This is a genomic window from Miniimonas sp. S16 (genome assembly GCF_057748195.1).
In genome coordinates, this window is the sequence record NZ_CM173242.1 from 2,493,717 (window position 1) to 2,508,434 (window position 14,718).

13 protein-coding genes, 1 tRNA gene and 1 pseudogene are annotated in these 14,718 nt (G+C 73.4%); 7 read left to right on the plus strand and 8 right to left on the minus strand.

The annotated features are described in order from the left end of the window. Positions 1-293: 293 nt before the first annotated feature. The 3 genes from AC3AQ1_RS10865 to AC3AQ1_RS10875 all read right to left on the minus strand — a co-directional run bounded on the left by AC3AQ1_RS10865 (position 294) and on the right by AC3AQ1_RS10875 (position 3,397). A complete protein-coding gene (locus tag AC3AQ1_RS10865; RefSeq protein ID WP_108718984.1) occupies positions 294-1,607 on the minus strand; it encodes an L-fuconate dehydratase in 1,314 nt (437 codons plus the stop codon). Beyond that, complete coding sequence (locus AC3AQ1_RS10870) at positions 1,604-2,599, minus strand: aldo/keto reductase (protein ID WP_108718985.1); 996 nt, start codon at positions 2,597-2,599, stop codon at positions 1,604-1,606. Before AC3AQ1_RS10870 ends, AC3AQ1_RS10865 begins: the two co-directional genes overlap by 4 nt. Before the next feature lie 75 nt (positions 2,600-2,674). Then, complete coding sequence (locus tag AC3AQ1_RS10875; protein ID WP_108718986.1) at positions 2,675-3,397, minus strand: DUF4386 domain-containing protein; 723 nt, start codon at positions 3,395-3,397, stop codon at positions 2,675-2,677. Between the two features lie 65 nt (positions 3,398-3,462). Here AC3AQ1_RS10875 and AC3AQ1_RS10880 point away from each other — a divergent pair, with 65 nt between their 5' ends. Further along, positions 3,463-4,143 carry a TetR/AcrR family transcriptional regulator C-terminal domain-containing protein gene (locus AC3AQ1_RS10880; protein ID WP_108718987.1) on the plus strand — a complete coding sequence of 227 codons (681 nt, stop codon included), beginning with the start codon at positions 3,463-3,465 and terminating at the stop codon, positions 4,141-4,143. 8 nt (positions 4,144-4,151) lie between these two features. On the opposite strand, the gene AC3AQ1_RS10885 is transcribed toward AC3AQ1_RS10880, so the two are convergent. Together AC3AQ1_RS10885 and AC3AQ1_RS10890 are read right to left on the minus strand one after the other, a co-directional pair. Continuing rightward, a complete protein-coding gene (locus AC3AQ1_RS10885) occupies positions 4,152-5,012 on the minus strand; it encodes an alpha/beta hydrolase (RefSeq protein WP_108718988.1) in 861 nt (286 codons plus the stop codon). 13 nt (positions 5,013-5,025) lie between these two features. Beyond that, positions 5,026-5,448 carry a YccF domain-containing protein gene (locus tag AC3AQ1_RS10890; RefSeq protein WP_370445277.1) on the minus strand — a complete coding sequence of 141 codons (423 nt, stop codon included), beginning with the start codon at positions 5,446-5,448 and terminating at the stop codon, positions 5,026-5,028. Positions 5,449-5,713: 265 nt separating this feature from the next. Between AC3AQ1_RS10890 and AC3AQ1_RS10895 the strand changes: the two are divergent. Further along, positions 5,714-6,259, plus strand: a pseudogene (locus AC3AQ1_RS10895) (formaldehyde dehydrogenase, glutathione-independent); the annotation flags it as partial. 439 nt (positions 6,260-6,698) lie between these two features. Here AC3AQ1_RS10895 and upp read toward each other — a convergent pair. Next, positions 6,699-7,334: a uracil phosphoribosyltransferase gene (gene upp / locus AC3AQ1_RS10900; protein WP_108718989.1), complete on the minus strand. Its 636-nt coding sequence runs from the start codon at positions 7,332-7,334 to the stop codon at positions 6,699-6,701. Positions 7,335-7,422: 88 nt separating this feature from the next. Beyond that, positions 7,423-8,907 (minus strand): MATE family efflux transporter, encoded by a 1,485-nt coding sequence (locus AC3AQ1_RS10905; protein ID WP_108718990.1) that lies wholly within the window; start codon positions 8,905-8,907, stop codon positions 7,423-7,425. Positions 8,908-9,323: 416 nt separating this feature from the next. On the opposite strand from AC3AQ1_RS10905, the gene tadA reads away from it, so the two are divergent. The 3 genes from tadA (at position 9,324) to AC3AQ1_RS10920 (ending at position 11,917) form a co-directional block, all read left to right on the plus strand. Then, the gene (gene tadA / locus AC3AQ1_RS10910) at positions 9,324-9,773 is read left to right on the plus strand and encodes a tRNA adenosine(34) deaminase TadA (RefSeq protein ID WP_108720162.1); all 450 of its coding nucleotides are present in this window, start codon (positions 9,324-9,326) and stop codon (positions 9,771-9,773) included. Between the two features lie 196 nt (positions 9,774-9,969). Then, positions 9,970-11,043: a hypothetical protein gene (locus tag AC3AQ1_RS10915; protein ID WP_108718991.1), complete on the plus strand. Its 1,074-nt coding sequence runs from the start codon at positions 9,970-9,972 to the stop codon at positions 11,041-11,043. 1 nt (position 11,044) lies between these two features. Then, positions 11,045-11,917: a hypothetical protein gene (locus AC3AQ1_RS10920; RefSeq protein WP_108718992.1), complete on the plus strand. Its 873-nt coding sequence runs from the start codon at positions 11,045-11,047 to the stop codon at positions 11,915-11,917. A 55-nt stretch (positions 11,918-11,972) separates the two neighbouring features. Here the strand turns inward: AC3AQ1_RS10920 and AC3AQ1_RS10925 are convergent, their stop codons facing one another. Next, positions 11,973-12,866 (minus strand): NAD-dependent protein deacetylase, encoded by an 894-nt coding sequence (locus tag AC3AQ1_RS10925; RefSeq protein WP_488301216.1) that lies wholly within the window; start codon positions 12,864-12,866, stop codon positions 11,973-11,975. A 151-nt stretch (positions 12,867-13,017) separates the two neighbouring features. Between AC3AQ1_RS10925 and AC3AQ1_RS10930 the strand changes: the two genes are divergently transcribed. Continuing rightward, positions 13,018-13,104: transfer RNA gene (locus tag AC3AQ1_RS10930), tRNA-Ser, on the plus strand. Between the two features lie 227 nt (positions 13,105-13,331). After that, positions 13,332-14,648 (plus strand): ISL3 family transposase, encoded by a 1,317-nt coding sequence (locus AC3AQ1_RS10935; RefSeq protein WP_108717733.1) that lies wholly within the window; start codon positions 13,332-13,334, stop codon positions 14,646-14,648. Positions 14,649-14,718: the final 70 nt, after the last annotated feature.

The window sequence follows — 14,718 nt, forward strand, 5'->3', positions numbered from 1 at the left end:
GTCACCCGGAGCTGTGGCGGTGACCTGGCCTGCGCTTACGCGGAGCGAGAGCTGGGTGACCCCCGCGGGCGGGCGCGCGACCACACCGGTCACCTACAGCGTGGCGCTCGACGGGGGTGACCCCCGCGGGCGGGCGCGCGACGCCGTCGAGCCGGCATAGACGCAGCTGGAGCTGTTGCAGGCGTTGGAGCCGCTGAGCCGGCTGAAGCCGCTGAGCCGCTGGAGCCGCGAGTTTCGGCGGACGCACGGGTGGTCGAGCGCGCCCTCTCACCAGACGTGGGCGTGCGCGTCGATCAGCTTCGCCACTCAGCGCCGTCGGGGTAGGAAAAGGCGGCTACCGAGTCCGGGTGCATCCGGGCGGAGTAGCCGGGCGCCGTCGGGAGCGTGTAGTGCCCGTCGACGACGACGCACGGGTCGGTGAAGTGCTCGTGCAGGTGGTCGACGAACTCGGTGACGCGGTTCTCCAGCGAGGTCGAGATCGCGATGTAGTCGAGGATCGACAGGTGCTGGACGAGCTCGCACAGCCCCACGCCGCCCGCGTGCGGGCAGACCGGCACGCCGAACTTCGCGGCCATGAGGTAGACGGCGAGGATCTCGTTGACCGACGCGAGGCGCGCGGAGTCGAGCTGGCAGAAGTCGAGCGCCTGCGCCTGGAACATCTGCTTGAAGAGCACGCGGTTCATGCCGTGCTCGCCCGACGCGACGCCCACGGGCGCGACGGCGCGGCGGATCGCGGCGTGGCCGAGCACGTCGTCGGGGCTGGTGGGCTCTTCGATCCAGAGCGGCCGGAATGGCGCGAGGTGCTCCATCCACTTGATGGCCTGCGGCACGTCCCAGACCTGGTTCGCGTCGATCATGAGCGCGGCGTCCCAGCCGATCACCTCGCGCGCGATCGTGAGCCGGCGGACGTCCTCGGCGAGGTCCGCGCCGACCTTGAGCTTGACGTGCCGGTAGCCCTCGTCGATCGCCTCGGCGAGGAGGCGGCGGAGCTTGTCGTCGGAGTAGCCGAGCCAGCCCGCGCTCGTGGTGTAGCAGGGATAGCCGCCACGCGCCTCGAGGTCGGCGATCCGCATCGCCCGGGTCGGCTCAGCGGCGCGCAGGATCGCCAGCGCCTCCTCGCGGGTGAGGGCGTCGGAGAGGTAGCGCAGGTCAGCGACATCGACGAGCTGCTCCGGCGTCATGTCCACGAGCATGCGCCACAGCGGTTTGCCGGCCCGACGCGCGGCCATGTCCCACAGCGCGTTCATCACGGCGGCCATCGCCAGGTGGACCACGCCCTTCTCGGGCCCGAGCCAGCGCAGCTGCGAGTCGGCAGCGAGCTCGCGGTACACGGCGCCGAGGTCGTCGAGCGCCTCATCGACGTCGCGCCCGACGAGCGGGAGTGCGCGCTGCCGCGCTGCCTCGACGCACAGGTCGTTGCCCCGACCGATCGTGAAGGTGAACCCGTAGCCGGTCAGGGGCTCGCCGTCGGGCCCGGCGGCGTCCGTACCGAGGACGACGTACGCGGCCGAGTAGTCGCCGTCCTTGTTCATGGCGTCGGAGCCGTCGAGCGTGCGCGAGGTGGGGAAGCGCACGTCGTGCACGCGGACGCGGGTGATGGTGCTCATGCGGGGGTCCCTCCGGTGGGTGGGGCGTCGAGGAGGCCGGCGGCCACGAGGTCCGCCCACAGCTGCGGCGGTGCGGCGGCGTCGTGGTTCGCGACGGCGGCCGCGACGTGCTCGGCCGTGCGCGTGCCGAGCACCACGGAGGCCACGACGTCGAACGCGAGCGCGTACTGGACCGCCACCTGGGGCAGGGTCAGGTCGTGCCGGGCGGCGACGGCGGCGATCGCACGGGCGCGCTCCAGCAGCTCCGGCGGCGCGTCGTGGTAGTCGAACGACGCACGCTCGGGCACCACGGGCCGCGCGAGGATGCCGGAGTTGTAGACGCCGGCGGCGACGATCGCGACGCCGGCCGCGCGCGCCGCGGGGACGAGGTCGAGGAGCGCGCCGTGGTCGAGCACCGTGAGGCGCCCGGCGAGCATCACGGCGTCGATGAGCCCCTGCTCCACGAACCGGGTCGGCATCGCGGACTGGTTCATCCCGACGCCGATCGCGCGCACCACGCCCTGGTCACGCAGCTCGGCGAGCGTCTCGACGCCCGTGGTCGACGCGGACGCCTCGTGGTCGTCGGGGTCGTGGAGGTAGACGACGTCCACGCGGTCGGTGCCGAGGCGGGTCAGGCTCTCCTCGAGCGAGCGCAGCACGCCATCACGGCTGAAGTCCCAGCGCCGGCGGGTGGTGGCCGGGACCACGAAGCCCTGGTCGTCCGTGGCGTCGGCCGTCCCGGGGCTGGGTTCGAGCAGTCGTCCGACCTTTGTCGAGAGCACGACGGTGTCGCGTGGGTACGCGGCGAGGGCGCGACCCAGGCGTCGCTCGGACAGGCCGAGGCCGTAGTGGGGCGCGGTGTCGAAGTAGCGGATCCCAGCATGCCACGCGGCATCAACGGCGGCAGTGGAGTCCTCGGCCGTGGTGGCGCGGGTGAGGTTGCCGAGCTGGGCGGCTCCGAAGCCGATCTCGGTGAGGTCCACGGCGGTGCGGGGCAGCAGGCGAGTGCGCACGATCCCTCCCAAAGGTTGGATCAATGGTGGCACAGTGCGGCTCGATGACGAAGCGCTCACCCAGGGTGGACGCCGTCATGCGGGATCGGCGGCACGCTCCCGCGGCACGGGATCGTCGGTGCGCATGGTGCTGGGCGGGGGTGCCACGCGCAGCCCGCGCACCATGAGGAGCACCGCCAGCCACACCTCGAACGCGAACACCGGGGCGGCGCACGCCCCGGCGACCGCACCGTTGAGCGGGATGGCGCCGAACAGCTGCGCGAGGTTGCTCGTGAGCACGAGGCCTCCGCCGGCGAGGCCGAGCAGCGCGAGCGCCCGGGGGACGGCGCGCGAGTCCAGCAGTAGCCAGCCGAGGACGATCGTGTTGACGCTGATCACCAGCCCCTGGCCGACAAGGAACGACGCCGTGTGCACACGGTCGAGGGCGTCGCCGATGACGGCGGTCAGGTCGGCCGTCGCACCGTCGCTGGCAGTCGTGCGGCCGTCCGGCGCGCTGCCGACGCTCGCGTCGTGAAGCCACGCCGTCGCGAGCATCGGCAGCGTCCCCGCGAGGATCACGGCGGCCTCGACGGTGCGCAGGAGCGCGAAGGTGGCGGCCCGCGCCGGCCCCGTCCCACGCAGGAGCAGCCAGAGCAGGACGCCCGTGCCCACGCATCCGACGGCGAGCCCGAGCTCCAGCAGTACCCCCCACGCGAGCAGCCCGGAACCGTAGGCGGCAACCGCGAGCACCGAGGTCACGTGGGTCGTGAGGTAGAGGACGCCGGCCGCTGCTGCGTGGGTCCGAGGGGTGTGTGCCATGCCGTCCTCCGTGAGGTGTACGCAGTAAACTCCCGACTCGGCGAGCGTAGGTTTACGCTGTACACATGTCAACGCCCGGACGTCGACCGCTCGATCGCGACCGCATCGTCGACGCCGCCGTCGCCCTCGCCGACCGTGACGGTCTCGACGCCGTCACGATGCGACGGCTCGGCGACAGACTCGACGTCACGCCCATGGCGGTCTACAAGCACGTGACCGGCCGGGAAGAGCTGATCGATGCGATGCTCGACCGCGTCGTCGCGTCGATCCCCCCGGCCCGGTCCGGAGCGTCCTGGCGCGACGCGACCCGCGACCGCGTCCTCACCGCCCGCGCCGCGCTGCGCTCACACCCCTGGGCGCGGGACGCGATCGAGACGCGGCGGCTCGCGAGCCCCACGGTGCTCGCCTACCTGGACTCGCTCATGGCGACGATGTTCGACGGCGGGCTGTCGGCCGATCTCGTCCACCACGCGATGCACGCCCTCTCCACCAGGATGTGGGGTTTCACCCGAGACGTGCTGCCCACGCCGGCGGTTCCCGCCGATCCGACCGAGCGCGCGCGCGCGATGGCAACCTTCGCAGTGACCTACCCCGCGATCGTGCGGATGGCGACAACTGCGCAGCACGCCGGCGCGGGCTGTGACGAGGACGCCGAGTTCGCCTTCGCGCTCGACCTCCTGCTCGACGGCGTGCAGCGCCGCCACGACGACGGGTGGTCGCCCGCCGTGGCCGCCGCCAGGCGGTAGCGGCTGCGTCAGCCGAGGCGCTCGCCGCTGATCCACCCGGCGCGGGCGAACCAGCGCTCGCACAGGCCGGTCCACTCCACGGCGTCGTCGGTCGGCACGACGGCCGGGTCCGCCGGCGAGGGGTCGACGCCCGGCCGCGCCAGGCCGATGCCGTGCCGCCCGTGCGCGAACACGTGCAGGTCGACCGGGACGTCCGCGTCGGCCAGCGCGGCGGTGTAGCGCAGGGAGTGCGAGAGCGGCACCGCGCCGTCGTCCGCGGTGTGCCAGACGAAGGTCGGCGGGTGCGCTGACGTGACCAGGCGGTCGGGGGAGTGGCGCAGACGCTCGGCGACGCTCGCGTCGGGCCCCAGCAGGTTCCGTGCCGAGCCCTCGTGCGTCTCGTGCGCGAGCGAGATCACGGGGTAGCCGAGCACGAGGCGGGCGGGCCCCACGCCGTCGCGCACCGCGTCGGTGGTGAGGTGCGCCGCGAGGTGGCCGCCCGCGGAGAACCCGATCACCGCGACACGTGAGGCGTCGACGGCGAGGCCGTGCTCGCCGTCGCGCACCCACGCCAGCGCGGCGCGGGCGGCGTTCAGCGGCGCGGGGTGCGGGGTGAGCACGGGGTAGCGCAGGACGAACGCGTGCATCCCGAGGCCGGCCAGCCAGCGGGCGACCGGCTCGGCCTCGTGCTCGCCGTAATGGCCGTAGCCACCGCCCGGGAGCACGAGGACGGCGGGGCGCGGGGCGTCGGCGGCGGAGGCGGTGGTGGTGACGGCGGCGGTGGTGGTGACGGCGGAGGACGCTGGGTCGGACTGGAGCGCGGGGTACACCGTGACGCCCGCGGGCGCGCTGGTGGGGTCGGCGGGCGCGGCGAAGTCGGTCGTGCTCATGGTCTCGGCGCCCTCAGACCGCGAGCGTGTCGCCGTAGGTGGCGAACGGCCGGTCGCTCGGCACGATCTGCTTGCCCAGCGGTGTGAGCGTGATCGGGATGAGCTTGATCTCGGCGATCGCGAGCGGGATGCCGATGATCGTCACGGCCAGCGCGAGCGCCGAGGCGATGTGGCCGATCACCAGCCAGATGCCCGCGACGACGATCCAGATGACGTTGCCGACCGCGGAGGCGACGCCCGCCGTCGGGCGGTCCACGGCGGTGCGGCCGAAGGGCCAGAGCACGAAGCTCGCGATCCGGAACGAGGCGATGCCCCAGGGGATCGTGATGACGAGGATGAAGCAGATCACGCCGGCGAGGGCGTACCCGAGCGCCATCGGCAGCCCGGCCAGCACGAGCCAGATCACGTTGAGGACGAGCCGCAGCACCTGCTTCATGGGTCCATTGTGGTGGGCGAGTCGGCCGCTCACGACGTGTGCCGAACCGCGCGCCGATGCGTCGCCGTCGGGGGAAAGGCCGATCCGGGATCGACGCGGGCGGGAGGGCGTGCACGCGGCGACTCGTCCGTTGCACATTCGTTTGGCCGCCCTGGCGGTTCCTTGACCCGCATGCCTAGGGTCGGAGCGTCCCCGACGACCCGCCGCGGCTCCAGCCGCGGCTTCCCGTCGTCGGGGACGACACGCCTGCGGTGACCCCGCGGGCGTGGGCGACCTCAACGAGGAGCGGCTCGCGCAGGCGCGCTCGTTCGGCTGCGAGACGATCGACGTGAGCAAGGGCGACCCGGGTGAGCAGATCGAGCAGATCCTCGGTGTGCCCGAGGTCGACGCCGGCGTCGACGCCGTCGGGTTCGAGGCGGGCGGACACGGGTCGGACGCGAGCCACGAAGCGCCCGCCACGGTGCTCAACTCGCTCATGACGATCACGGCCGCCGGTGGCGCGCTCGGCATCCCCGGGCTCTACGTGACGGGCGATCCGGGCGGGATCGACGAGGCCGCCAAGACCGGCTCGCTGTCGCTGCGGCTCGGGCTCGGCTGGGCTAAGTCGCTGTCCTTCACCACGGGCCAGTGCCCGGTGATGAAGTACAACCGGCAGCTGATGATGGCGATCCTGCACGACAAGGTGCAGATCGCGAAGGCCGTCAACGCCACCCCGATCACGCTCGAGGACGCCCCGCAGGGCTACGCCGACTTCGACGCCGGCGCGGCGAAGAAGTACGTGCTCAACCCGAACGGGTACATCTCCAACTGACGCAGGTCAGGAGGCGACCGTCGGTCGCATCGACCCCGGGGGCGGTGGCGCGTGGCGCCGCCGCCCCCGGGCGCGCTGCGGGGCTGCGCGGGCCCGCTGGGCCCGGAGGGTGGGCACGTCGTGCGACGCCGGGTCTCGCCGATGGCGGACGGGTGCACAGCTGCGGACCCCTGGTGCACAACTGCGGACGCCTGGTGCACACCTGCGGATGAGTGCTGGCGGCGGCTACGGGCGTAGCGCCCTGACCTGCGATGACGCGCACGAGGCGGTCGCGCCCGACTGCCCGCGAGGGAGGTCGTCCGCAGGTGTGACCGGGGTGCCGCAGGAGTGAACGGCGGCGTGCGGAGGAGCGATGGCCGCCCACGCCGAGGGCCGGCTCGGGCTCAGTCCCCGTCGAGGGCCGGCTCGGGCTCAGTCCCCGCCCAGGGCCGGCTCGGGCTCAGACCACGCCGTAGAGCCGGTCGCCCGCGTCGCCGAGTCCCGGCACGATGTAGCCCTTGTCGTTGAGCCGCTCGTCGACGGCGGCCGTCACGATCGTGACGTCGGCGTGGTGGCCGACGGCGGCCTCGACCGTGGCCAGGCCCTCCGGCGCGCACAGCAGCGTGATGCACGTGACGTGCCGCGCGCCGCGCTCGATGAGGTACTGGATCGCCGCGACGAGCGTGCCGCCGGTGGCGAGCATCGGGTCGAGCACGTAGCACTGGCGGCCGGCGAGGTCGTCGGGCAGGCGGTTGGCGTACGTGATCGCCTCGAGCGTCTCCTCGTTGCGCTGCAGGCCGAGGAAGCCGACCTCCGCCGTCGGGAGCAGGCGCGTCATCCCCTCGAGCATGCCGAGGCCCGCGCGCAGGATCGGCACCACCATCGGGCGCGGGTGCGTGAGGTGGGTGCCCAGGGTGCGCGCCACGGGCGTGTCGATCTCGACGCGCTCGACCGCGATCTCACGTGTCGCCTCGTACGCGAGGAGCGTGACGAGCTCCTCCGTCAGCTGACGGAACACCGGGGACGGTGTCGACGTCTGCCGGAGCACGGTGAGCTTGTGGGCGACGAGCGGGTGGTCGGCGACGTGGACGCGCATGGCGTCAGGCTATCGGTCCGGCGTCCGCCGCCCCGCTGGTTGCGGGCGCCGCTCAGGCGCGAGCCGCCGCTCAGGCGCGAGCCGCCGCTCAGGCGCGAGCGGCCGCCACCACGGGCTCGCCGGTCTCCTCGACGGCGAGCGCCGCCAGAGCGGGGATCGCGGCGTCGCGCTCGGCGTCGCGTTCCGCGTCGACGGGCGCGAGCGCGCCGTCCGCGGAGACGAGCTCGCCGTCGGTCCGCGTGACGAGGTCACGCACCTGCAGGCGCCAGGCGATCGCGAGCGGCACGAGCGCGCCGAGCCACGCCAGGGGCGCGGCGAGGCAGGCGCCGAGGAAGCCCAGCGGCACGACGAGCAGGAGCGCCGCGGCCGAGCGCAGCACGAGCTCCATGACGCCCGACAGGGTCGGGACGCCGCTGCGGCCCATGCCCTGGAGCGCGGAGCGGAGCACGAAGAGCAGCGCGAGCATCCAGTAGAGCCCGCCGTTCACGAGGAGCAGCGTGTGGGCGTCGTGCACGATCGCGTCCGCGTGGGCGTCGGCCCCCGCGAAGGCGCGGACCATCTCCTGGCCCCACAGCATGCACGCGAGGCCGACGGCGATCGAGATCCCGGTCACGAGCCATAGCGTGCTGCGCACGCCCTGGCGGATCCGCGACCACTGGGCGGCGCCGCGGTTCTGGGCCACGTACGTCGCGGTGGCCATGCCGAATGCCTGGAACGCCGTCATCGCGAGCTGGTCCACGCGTGAGCCGGCGGTGAAGGCGGCGACTGCCTCCGACCCGAGCCGGTTGATCGCGTACTGCAGCACGAGCGCACCGATCGCGATGATCGACATGTTGAAGCCCATGGGCAGGCCCAGGTGGAGCGACTCCACGACCTGCCCGCGCCGCAGCCGCCAGTCCGCGCGCTGCGGGCGCAGGGCCGGCAGCCGGCGCGCGATGAGGGCGAGGCACGCGAACACCGTGACGAGCTGCGCCGTCACCGTCGCCAGCGCCGCGCCGCCCACCCCCATGCCGACGAACCGGATGAGCACCACGACGAGCGCGATGTTGAGCAGGCTCGACATCGTCAGGAAGAGCAGCGGCGTGCGGCTGTCGCCGAGCGCGCGGATGATGCCCGAGAGGAAGTTGAACGCGATCATCGACGCGCAGCCCACGAAGATCACCGTGAGGAACGTGGTCGCGTCGGTGAGCAGCGATGCCGGTGTGGCCATCCACACGAGCAGCTGCCGGGAGAACGGCACGCCGACGAGCGTCAGCAGCACCGCGGCCCCGGCCGACAGCGCCGCGCCGGTCGCGACCGCGCGGCGCACGCCCGCGGCGTCCCCGGCCCCGAACGCCTTCGCGACCGGGATCGAGAAGCCGTTCGTCATCCCCATCGTGAAGCCGAGGAGCAGGAACATGATGCTGCCGCTCGCGCCGACGGCGGCGAGCGCGTCCATGCCCAGCGTGCGTCCCACGACGACGGCGTCGGCGAAGGAGTACAGCTGCTGCAGGACGAGCCCCGCGAGCAGCGGGAGCGCGAAGAGGGTGATGAGGCGGAGCGGGGAGCCTGAGGTGAGGTTCGTCGTCGTCACGGTGGTGCCTGGGGTTCCGTATCGGTGCGGGTTCGGGTGTGGGTCGGGTGCCGGCCGGGGAGATCTCGGGTGGTGGTGCAGGTGTCGATGAGGTGCGGCGCGTTGCGTATGTGAGCGTTCACCAGGCCGGCCGCACGGGTCGTGCAGACGGCGTCGCTGGTGGGGTCGAATCGATTCTAGTCCGCACTCGTATCGATTCGGCAAGAGGGTTCGGCAAGATGGTCGGCGTGAGTCCGGACCACGCCGCGCAGCCCCCCGACGCCTCGTCGGCCCACGTCGGCGCCGCCCCGTCGCCGGATCCCCGGGCTGCCGCGGATGACCGCCCCGGGGGCGATCGGACCGCGACTCACGTGCCGTCGGACGCCGCGCTCATTCCCGGCAGCGGTGTCGCCGATCTCACGGACCGTGACGCGCTCATGGGACTCGCGCTGGCCGAGGCGCGCGCGGCGCTCGCCACGCAGGACGTGCCGGTCGGCGCGATCGTGCTGGACGCCGTCGGGCGCGTGATCGGCCGCGGGCGCAACCGGCGCGAGGCCGACGGCGATCCCACCGCCCACGCCGAGCTCCTCGCGGTGCGCGGGGCGGCCGCGACCCTGGGGCAGTGGCGGCTGGAGGGCTGCACGCTCGTCGTGACCCTCGAACCGTGCGCGATGTGCGCCGGCGCCCTCGTCCTCGCGCGGCTGCCCACGCTCGTGATCGGCGCGAGCGATCCCAAGGCAGGCGCGTGCGGGTCGGTGCTGAACGTGGTTCAGCACCCGCGGCTCAACCATCGCGTCGACGTCGTGACCGGCGTCCGTGCGCAGGAGTGCGGCGAGGAGCTGCGGGCGTTCTTCCGTGCCCGACGGCGAGGTGGCGCCTCCGCGTGAGTCTCGCCGTCGCGCGGGCTGCTCGGGCGCGTGCCCGACGGCGAGCTGGCGCCTTCCGCGTGCGGCCCGCCCGGGCACTGGGCTGCTCGGGTGAGCGCGACCCGTCGGGGCAGGACGCCCTGCCCGAACGGGTCGACCCCGCGGGTACCCCTCCGAGGGGGCGGGGGTGGAGGATCGGGGGGACGAGGGAGGCGCCATGTCGACGAAGCGCGCGCACGAGGAGGAGCCGGTCGAGCGCGCGGGGGCGGGGCGCGTCACGAGAGCACCGTCCGCGAACGGCCAGGCTCACGCCCCTGAGCGGGGCCTCCTCGCGCTGCAGCGCGGGGCCGGGAACCAGGCGGTGTCCGCGCTGCTGGCCGCGCGCCGCTCGGCCCGATCGGGGTCGTCGTCCTCGTCCGGCTCGCCGTCGGCACGTGCCTCGGGCGCCACCCGCGCGGCCACCGCCCCGCGGTACACGACCACCGACAGCGGCCTGGCCAACGTCGCGGGGATGCTGTCCTCCACCCTCGGGGGCAAGGCGGCCTCCGCCACGGGCGCCGTGACGCTAGACTCCAGCGCTTTCCGGGCCTCGGTCGGCAAGGCGCTCGCGATCACGAAGACGGGGACCACGGTCGAGCTGTCCGCGCAGACCTACTCGGCCAGCGGCAGCGTCAAGGCGACGGGTCCGGCAGCGGCCGTGGGGAACTACGAGGTCGGCTTCCTGCAGACCGTCTACGGGTCGTCGCGCAACTTCTACTACGAGCCCGCCGGCCACTCCCCGGGCCTGCTCGCCCGGATCATGCCGACGGTCTTCGACGACCGCAAGAGCGTCTCCGACACCTGCTCCGTGCTGCCGGTGCGCGACGGCGACGCGGGCGCCGTGCCCTGGTACGGCCCCGAGACCGTGGTGCCCTTCGACGCCGCTGCCACCTCCACGAAGGCCACCTCGATGAGCGACACCCCCAGCAGCACCCAGGACTGGAGCGTGGGGTCGGGCGCGAACCAGCAGAACCTCGTCCGCACGGACGGCAAGGACCGCTTCCGCAGCTGGCTCGCCGTCAAGGACAAGGCGACCGCCTCCGCGATCATGCTCAACTGGGCCGACTGGGAGGTCGACTACACCACCGCCGTGACCTTCAACTCGGCCTCGCCCGCGGCGAGCGTGGTCACGCCGGCCGCCACCTCCGGCGCGAAGGTGACCGGGACCGGCGACGGCAGCGGAGGCAAGTGGCCGCTGCACACCGACCCCGTCGCCAACGACGTCGCCACCATCGTGAACGGGAACTGGTGAGATGCCACGACGCAGCCCCGCCCCCTCGACCTGGCTGACGCTCGTCGAGCAGGCGACGACGGCGTACACCGGCTCGGCCCGTCTGCTCACCGAGCGCGCGGCGAGCGCCGGCGAGACCGCGTTCCGCGGCGGCGGGTTCACGCTCACGCTCGAGGTCGAACCGGCCACGGCCGTCTTCGGTGACGCGCCCGACGGCCCGGTCGAGCTCACGGTCCAGACGGCCCTGGCCGAGCGGCAGCGCGAGGCGCCGGGCGCGCTGCGCTTCCCTCCGGACCTCCTGCGCCGCGTCTCCTACGCCGACCAGGCGCGGCCGGACGGGCGCGACGACGTCCTCGTGCTCGTCGTCGAGCCTCCCGTGGTGCGCGGACTCGTCGGGAGCGACGACGACCTCCCGACGGCGGTCGCGACCGTCCGCGGCTGGCTCACCTCCGGCGCGGACTCGGCCACCGTCCTGGGCGACCTTCCCTCGGCACCCGCGGTCGCCGTCGTCGCCGGCGTGGAGCTGGTGCTGCGCTCGGCCGCTGACTCGGCGAGCGCGGCGGCGCTGATCGAGCGGGTGCTCGCCGTCGAGCCGCTGGCGGCCGGGGCGGTGCGCGGGGTGCTGGAGCTCGTCGACCGCGCGGCGCTGGGGGAGGGCGACCTCGAGGTGGTCGCCGACGCGCTGCTCGATCGGCTCGGAAGCGAGACCGACCCGGACGCCGCGGTGGCCGCGCTCGGGTGGCTCGACGCGCACCGCGACGTCACGGGCGAGGAGGCGCGCGCCGAGCTCGCCGCGGCGCTGCCGCGCCTGCGTGAGCTCGACGCGGGCGACGCGGGCGGGGACACGACGGCGTGGCGCGCCGAGATCGCGCGGTTCGCCGACGCCGTGGAGTAGTCGCGAGGGCGCGGGTGGCGCAGGGCTGTCGACGCGGCGCTGCCTGAGCCGCGCATCAGGGCGCGAGCGCCTCGGCGAGCCGCGTCAGCGTCTCGGAGGTGCCGGCGTTGAGCCGCATCGTGGCGTGCTCGTCGCCGCGGGTGACGCCGCGGTTGACGATGACGACCGGCTTGCCGTCGCGCGCGGCCCGGCGCACCAGGCGCAGCCCTGACTGCACGGCGAGGGACGTGCCGGCGGTGAGGATCGCCGTCGCGTCGTCGACCATCTCGTAGGCCCGGGCGACGCGCTCGCGCGGCACGTTCTCGCCGAAGTAGACGATGTTCGGTTTGAGCACGCCGCCGCACGCCTCGCACGAGGCGACCCGGAAGTGTGCGGTGCGCTCGATCACGGCGTCGGCGTCGGGGGCGACCTCGATGTCGGCGACGTCGAGCGTGTCCAGGAAGTCCGGGTTCAGCGCCGTGAGGTGGGCGTCGAGCTCGCGGCGCGAGATCACGCGGCCGCAGTCGAGGCAGATCACCTCGTCGTAGTGGCCGTGCAGGTCGACCACGTTGCGGGCGCCCGCGGCCTGGTGGAGGCGGTCGACGTTCTGGGTGATGACACCGGAGACGACGCCCGCCTGCTCCAGCCGGGCGAGGGCGCGGTGGCCGTCGTTGGGCCGGGTCGCGCGCATGTGGTGCCAGCCGACGTGGTTGCGCGCCCAGTAGTGGCGGCGGAAGCCCGGGTCGGCGACGAACTGCTGGTACGTCATCGGGGAGCGGGGCACGGCGTCGGGGCCGCGGTAGTCCGGGATGCCCGAGTCGGTGGAGATGCCGGCGCCGGTGATCGCGAGGACGCGGTGACCGCGAAGCAGCTCGACGGCGGCGTCGACGTCGGCCCGCGTTGCCGGCGCGCGGCGGTCGGCATAGCTGGGCGACCAGGTGGAGTGGAGCATGCGGGCGGGTGTGGTCATGGCATCCCGGACAACGCCCCGGGCCGCCGCGCCATTCCGCCGCGTGACGTGACGAACGGGTCGTGCGGCGGGGGGCGCTCGGCTGCGCTCGGTGGCGGCGGCCCGCGCGATTCGGTGGATCCGGCCGCCCGTGGGTAGACTCTCCGGGCCAGGTAGCGTGTCCGAGCGGCCTAAGGAGCACGCCTCGAAAGCGTGTGTGGGTGAAAGTCCACCGTGGGTTCAAATCCCACCGCTACCGCACCGAACGAGGGGCCCCGCCCGCAGATCTCTGCGCGCGGGGCCCCTCGTCGTCCGCCGACTCGGCCGAGCCCACGCGAGTCCGCGGCGGTTCAGTGGCTCTTCCCAGTTGAGGGTGTAGCCGGCTGCCGGGCAGGCGCGGGGTCGGTCGGCGCGTCGGTGCCTGGGTAGAGGTCGAGGCCTCCCGAGGATGGGAGTTCTCACACAGCCATCCAGGAAGACCTCGACGTGCTTGACGCTACCTTCGCGACCCCTGATGTGACGACGTTCTGCCGCCTCGACGAGCTCGGTCTCGTCGTCGTGGGGCAGAAACTGGAGCCGGACCGGGCGGTGCTTGCCTGCCGTGTCGAGGAGGACGATGCGGCGCGCTGGTGCCGGCGTTGCGGCTGCGAAGGCAGCCCGCGGGACACCGTGACCCGGCGCTTGGCGCACGAGCCGTTGGGCTGGCGCCCGACGACGCTTCTGGTCACGATCCGCCGCTACAAGTGCACCGGCTGCGGACATGTCTGGCGCCAGGACACCAGCCGCGCCGCCGAACCTCGCGCGAAGCTGTCCCGGACTGCGCTGCGCTGGGCCCTGGTCGGCCTCGTCTGCCAGCACCTCACCGTCGCCCGCCTCGCCGAGGCCCTGGCCGTGTCCTGGGACACCGCCAACGACGCCGTCCTCGCCGAAGGCCAGCGCGTCCTGCTTGATGACCCGGCCCGCTTCGACGACGTGAAGGTCATCGGCGTCGATGAACACGTCTGGCGTCACACCCGCCGCGGCGACAAGTTCGTCACCGTCGTCATCGACCTCACTCCGGTCCGCGACAAGACCGGCCCGTCGCGGCTGCTGGCCATGGTCGAAGGCCGCTCCAAGCAGGCCTTCAAGACCTGGCTCGCCGAACGGCCCAAGGCCTGGCGCGACGGCCTGGAGGTCGTCGCCATGGACGGCTTCTCCGGGTTCAAGACCGCCACCACCGAAGAGCTCCCCGAGGCCGTCGCGGTGATGGACCCCTTCCACGTGGTCCGTCTCGCCGGCGACGCCCTGGACCGCTGTCGGCGCCGCGTCCAGCAGGACCTGCACGGGCACCGCGGCCGGAAGGACGACCCGCTCTACCGCGCCCGACGGACCCTGCACACCGGCGCGGACCTACTCACCGACCGCCAACGGCAGCGCCTTACCGCGCTGTTCGGGGTCGAGGACCACGTCCAGGTCGAGGCCACCTGGGGCATCTACCAGCGCATGATCGGCGCCTACCGAGAGCCCGACCGCACCCGCGGCAAGCACCTCATGACTGCGCTGATCGAGTCGGTCACCGCCGGAGTCCCGGCCGCGCTGACCGAGCTCCGCACGCTGGGCCGGACGCTGAAGAAGCGCGCCGAGGACGTGCTCGCCTACTTCGACCGACCCGGCACCAGCAACGGCCCGACCGAGGCCATGAACGGCCGCCTGGAGCACCTGCGCGGCTCAGCCCTCGGCTTTCGCAACCTCACCAACTACATCGCCCGCAGCCTGCTCGAGACCGGCGGCTTCAGGCCCCGACTACACCCTGGAATCGGATGAGCCGGTTCAGTCCGCTCGCGGCGCGATCGGCAAGCCATCGTGGGCGGAGCCATATGCGTCCTCCCGGACG

Excerpts from the sequence above, each read along its gene's own strand:
- upp (WP_108718989.1), bottom strand. The coding sequence starts at position 7,334 with ATGCGCGTCCACGTCGCCGACCACCCGCTCGTCGCCCACAAGCTCACC.
- AC3AQ1_RS10920 (WP_108718992.1), top strand. The coding sequence starts at position 11,045 with ATGCCACGACGCAGCCCCGCCCCCTCGACCTGGCTGACGCTCGTCGAG.
- AC3AQ1_RS10925 (WP_488301216.1), bottom strand. The coding sequence starts at position 12,866 with ATGACCACACCCGCCCGCATGCTCCACTCCACCTGGTCGCCCAGCTAT.
- AC3AQ1_RS10880 (WP_108718987.1), top strand. The coding sequence starts at position 3,463 with ATGTCAACGCCCGGACGTCGACCGCTCGATCGCGACCGCATCGTCGAC.
- AC3AQ1_RS10915 (WP_108718991.1), top strand. The coding sequence starts at position 9,970 with ATGTCGACGAAGCGCGCGCACGAGGAGGAGCCGGTCGAGCGCGCGGGG.
- AC3AQ1_RS10875 (WP_108718986.1), bottom strand. The coding sequence starts at position 3,397 with ATGGCACACACCCCTCGGACCCACGCAGCAGCGGCCGGCGTCCTCTAC.
- AC3AQ1_RS10885 (WP_108718988.1), bottom strand. The coding sequence starts at position 5,012 with ATGAGCACGACCGACTTCGCCGCGCCCGCCGACCCCACCAGCGCGCCC.
- tadA (WP_108720162.1), top strand. The coding sequence starts at position 9,324 with ATGGGACTCGCGCTGGCCGAGGCGCGCGCGGCGCTCGCCACGCAGGAC.
- AC3AQ1_RS10890 (WP_370445277.1), bottom strand. The coding sequence starts at position 5,448 with ATGAAGCAGGTGCTGCGGCTCGTCCTCAACGTGATCTGGCTCGTGCTG.
- AC3AQ1_RS10865 (WP_108718984.1), bottom strand. The coding sequence starts at position 1,607 with ATGAGCACCATCACCCGCGTCCGCGTGCACGACGTGCGCTTCCCCACC.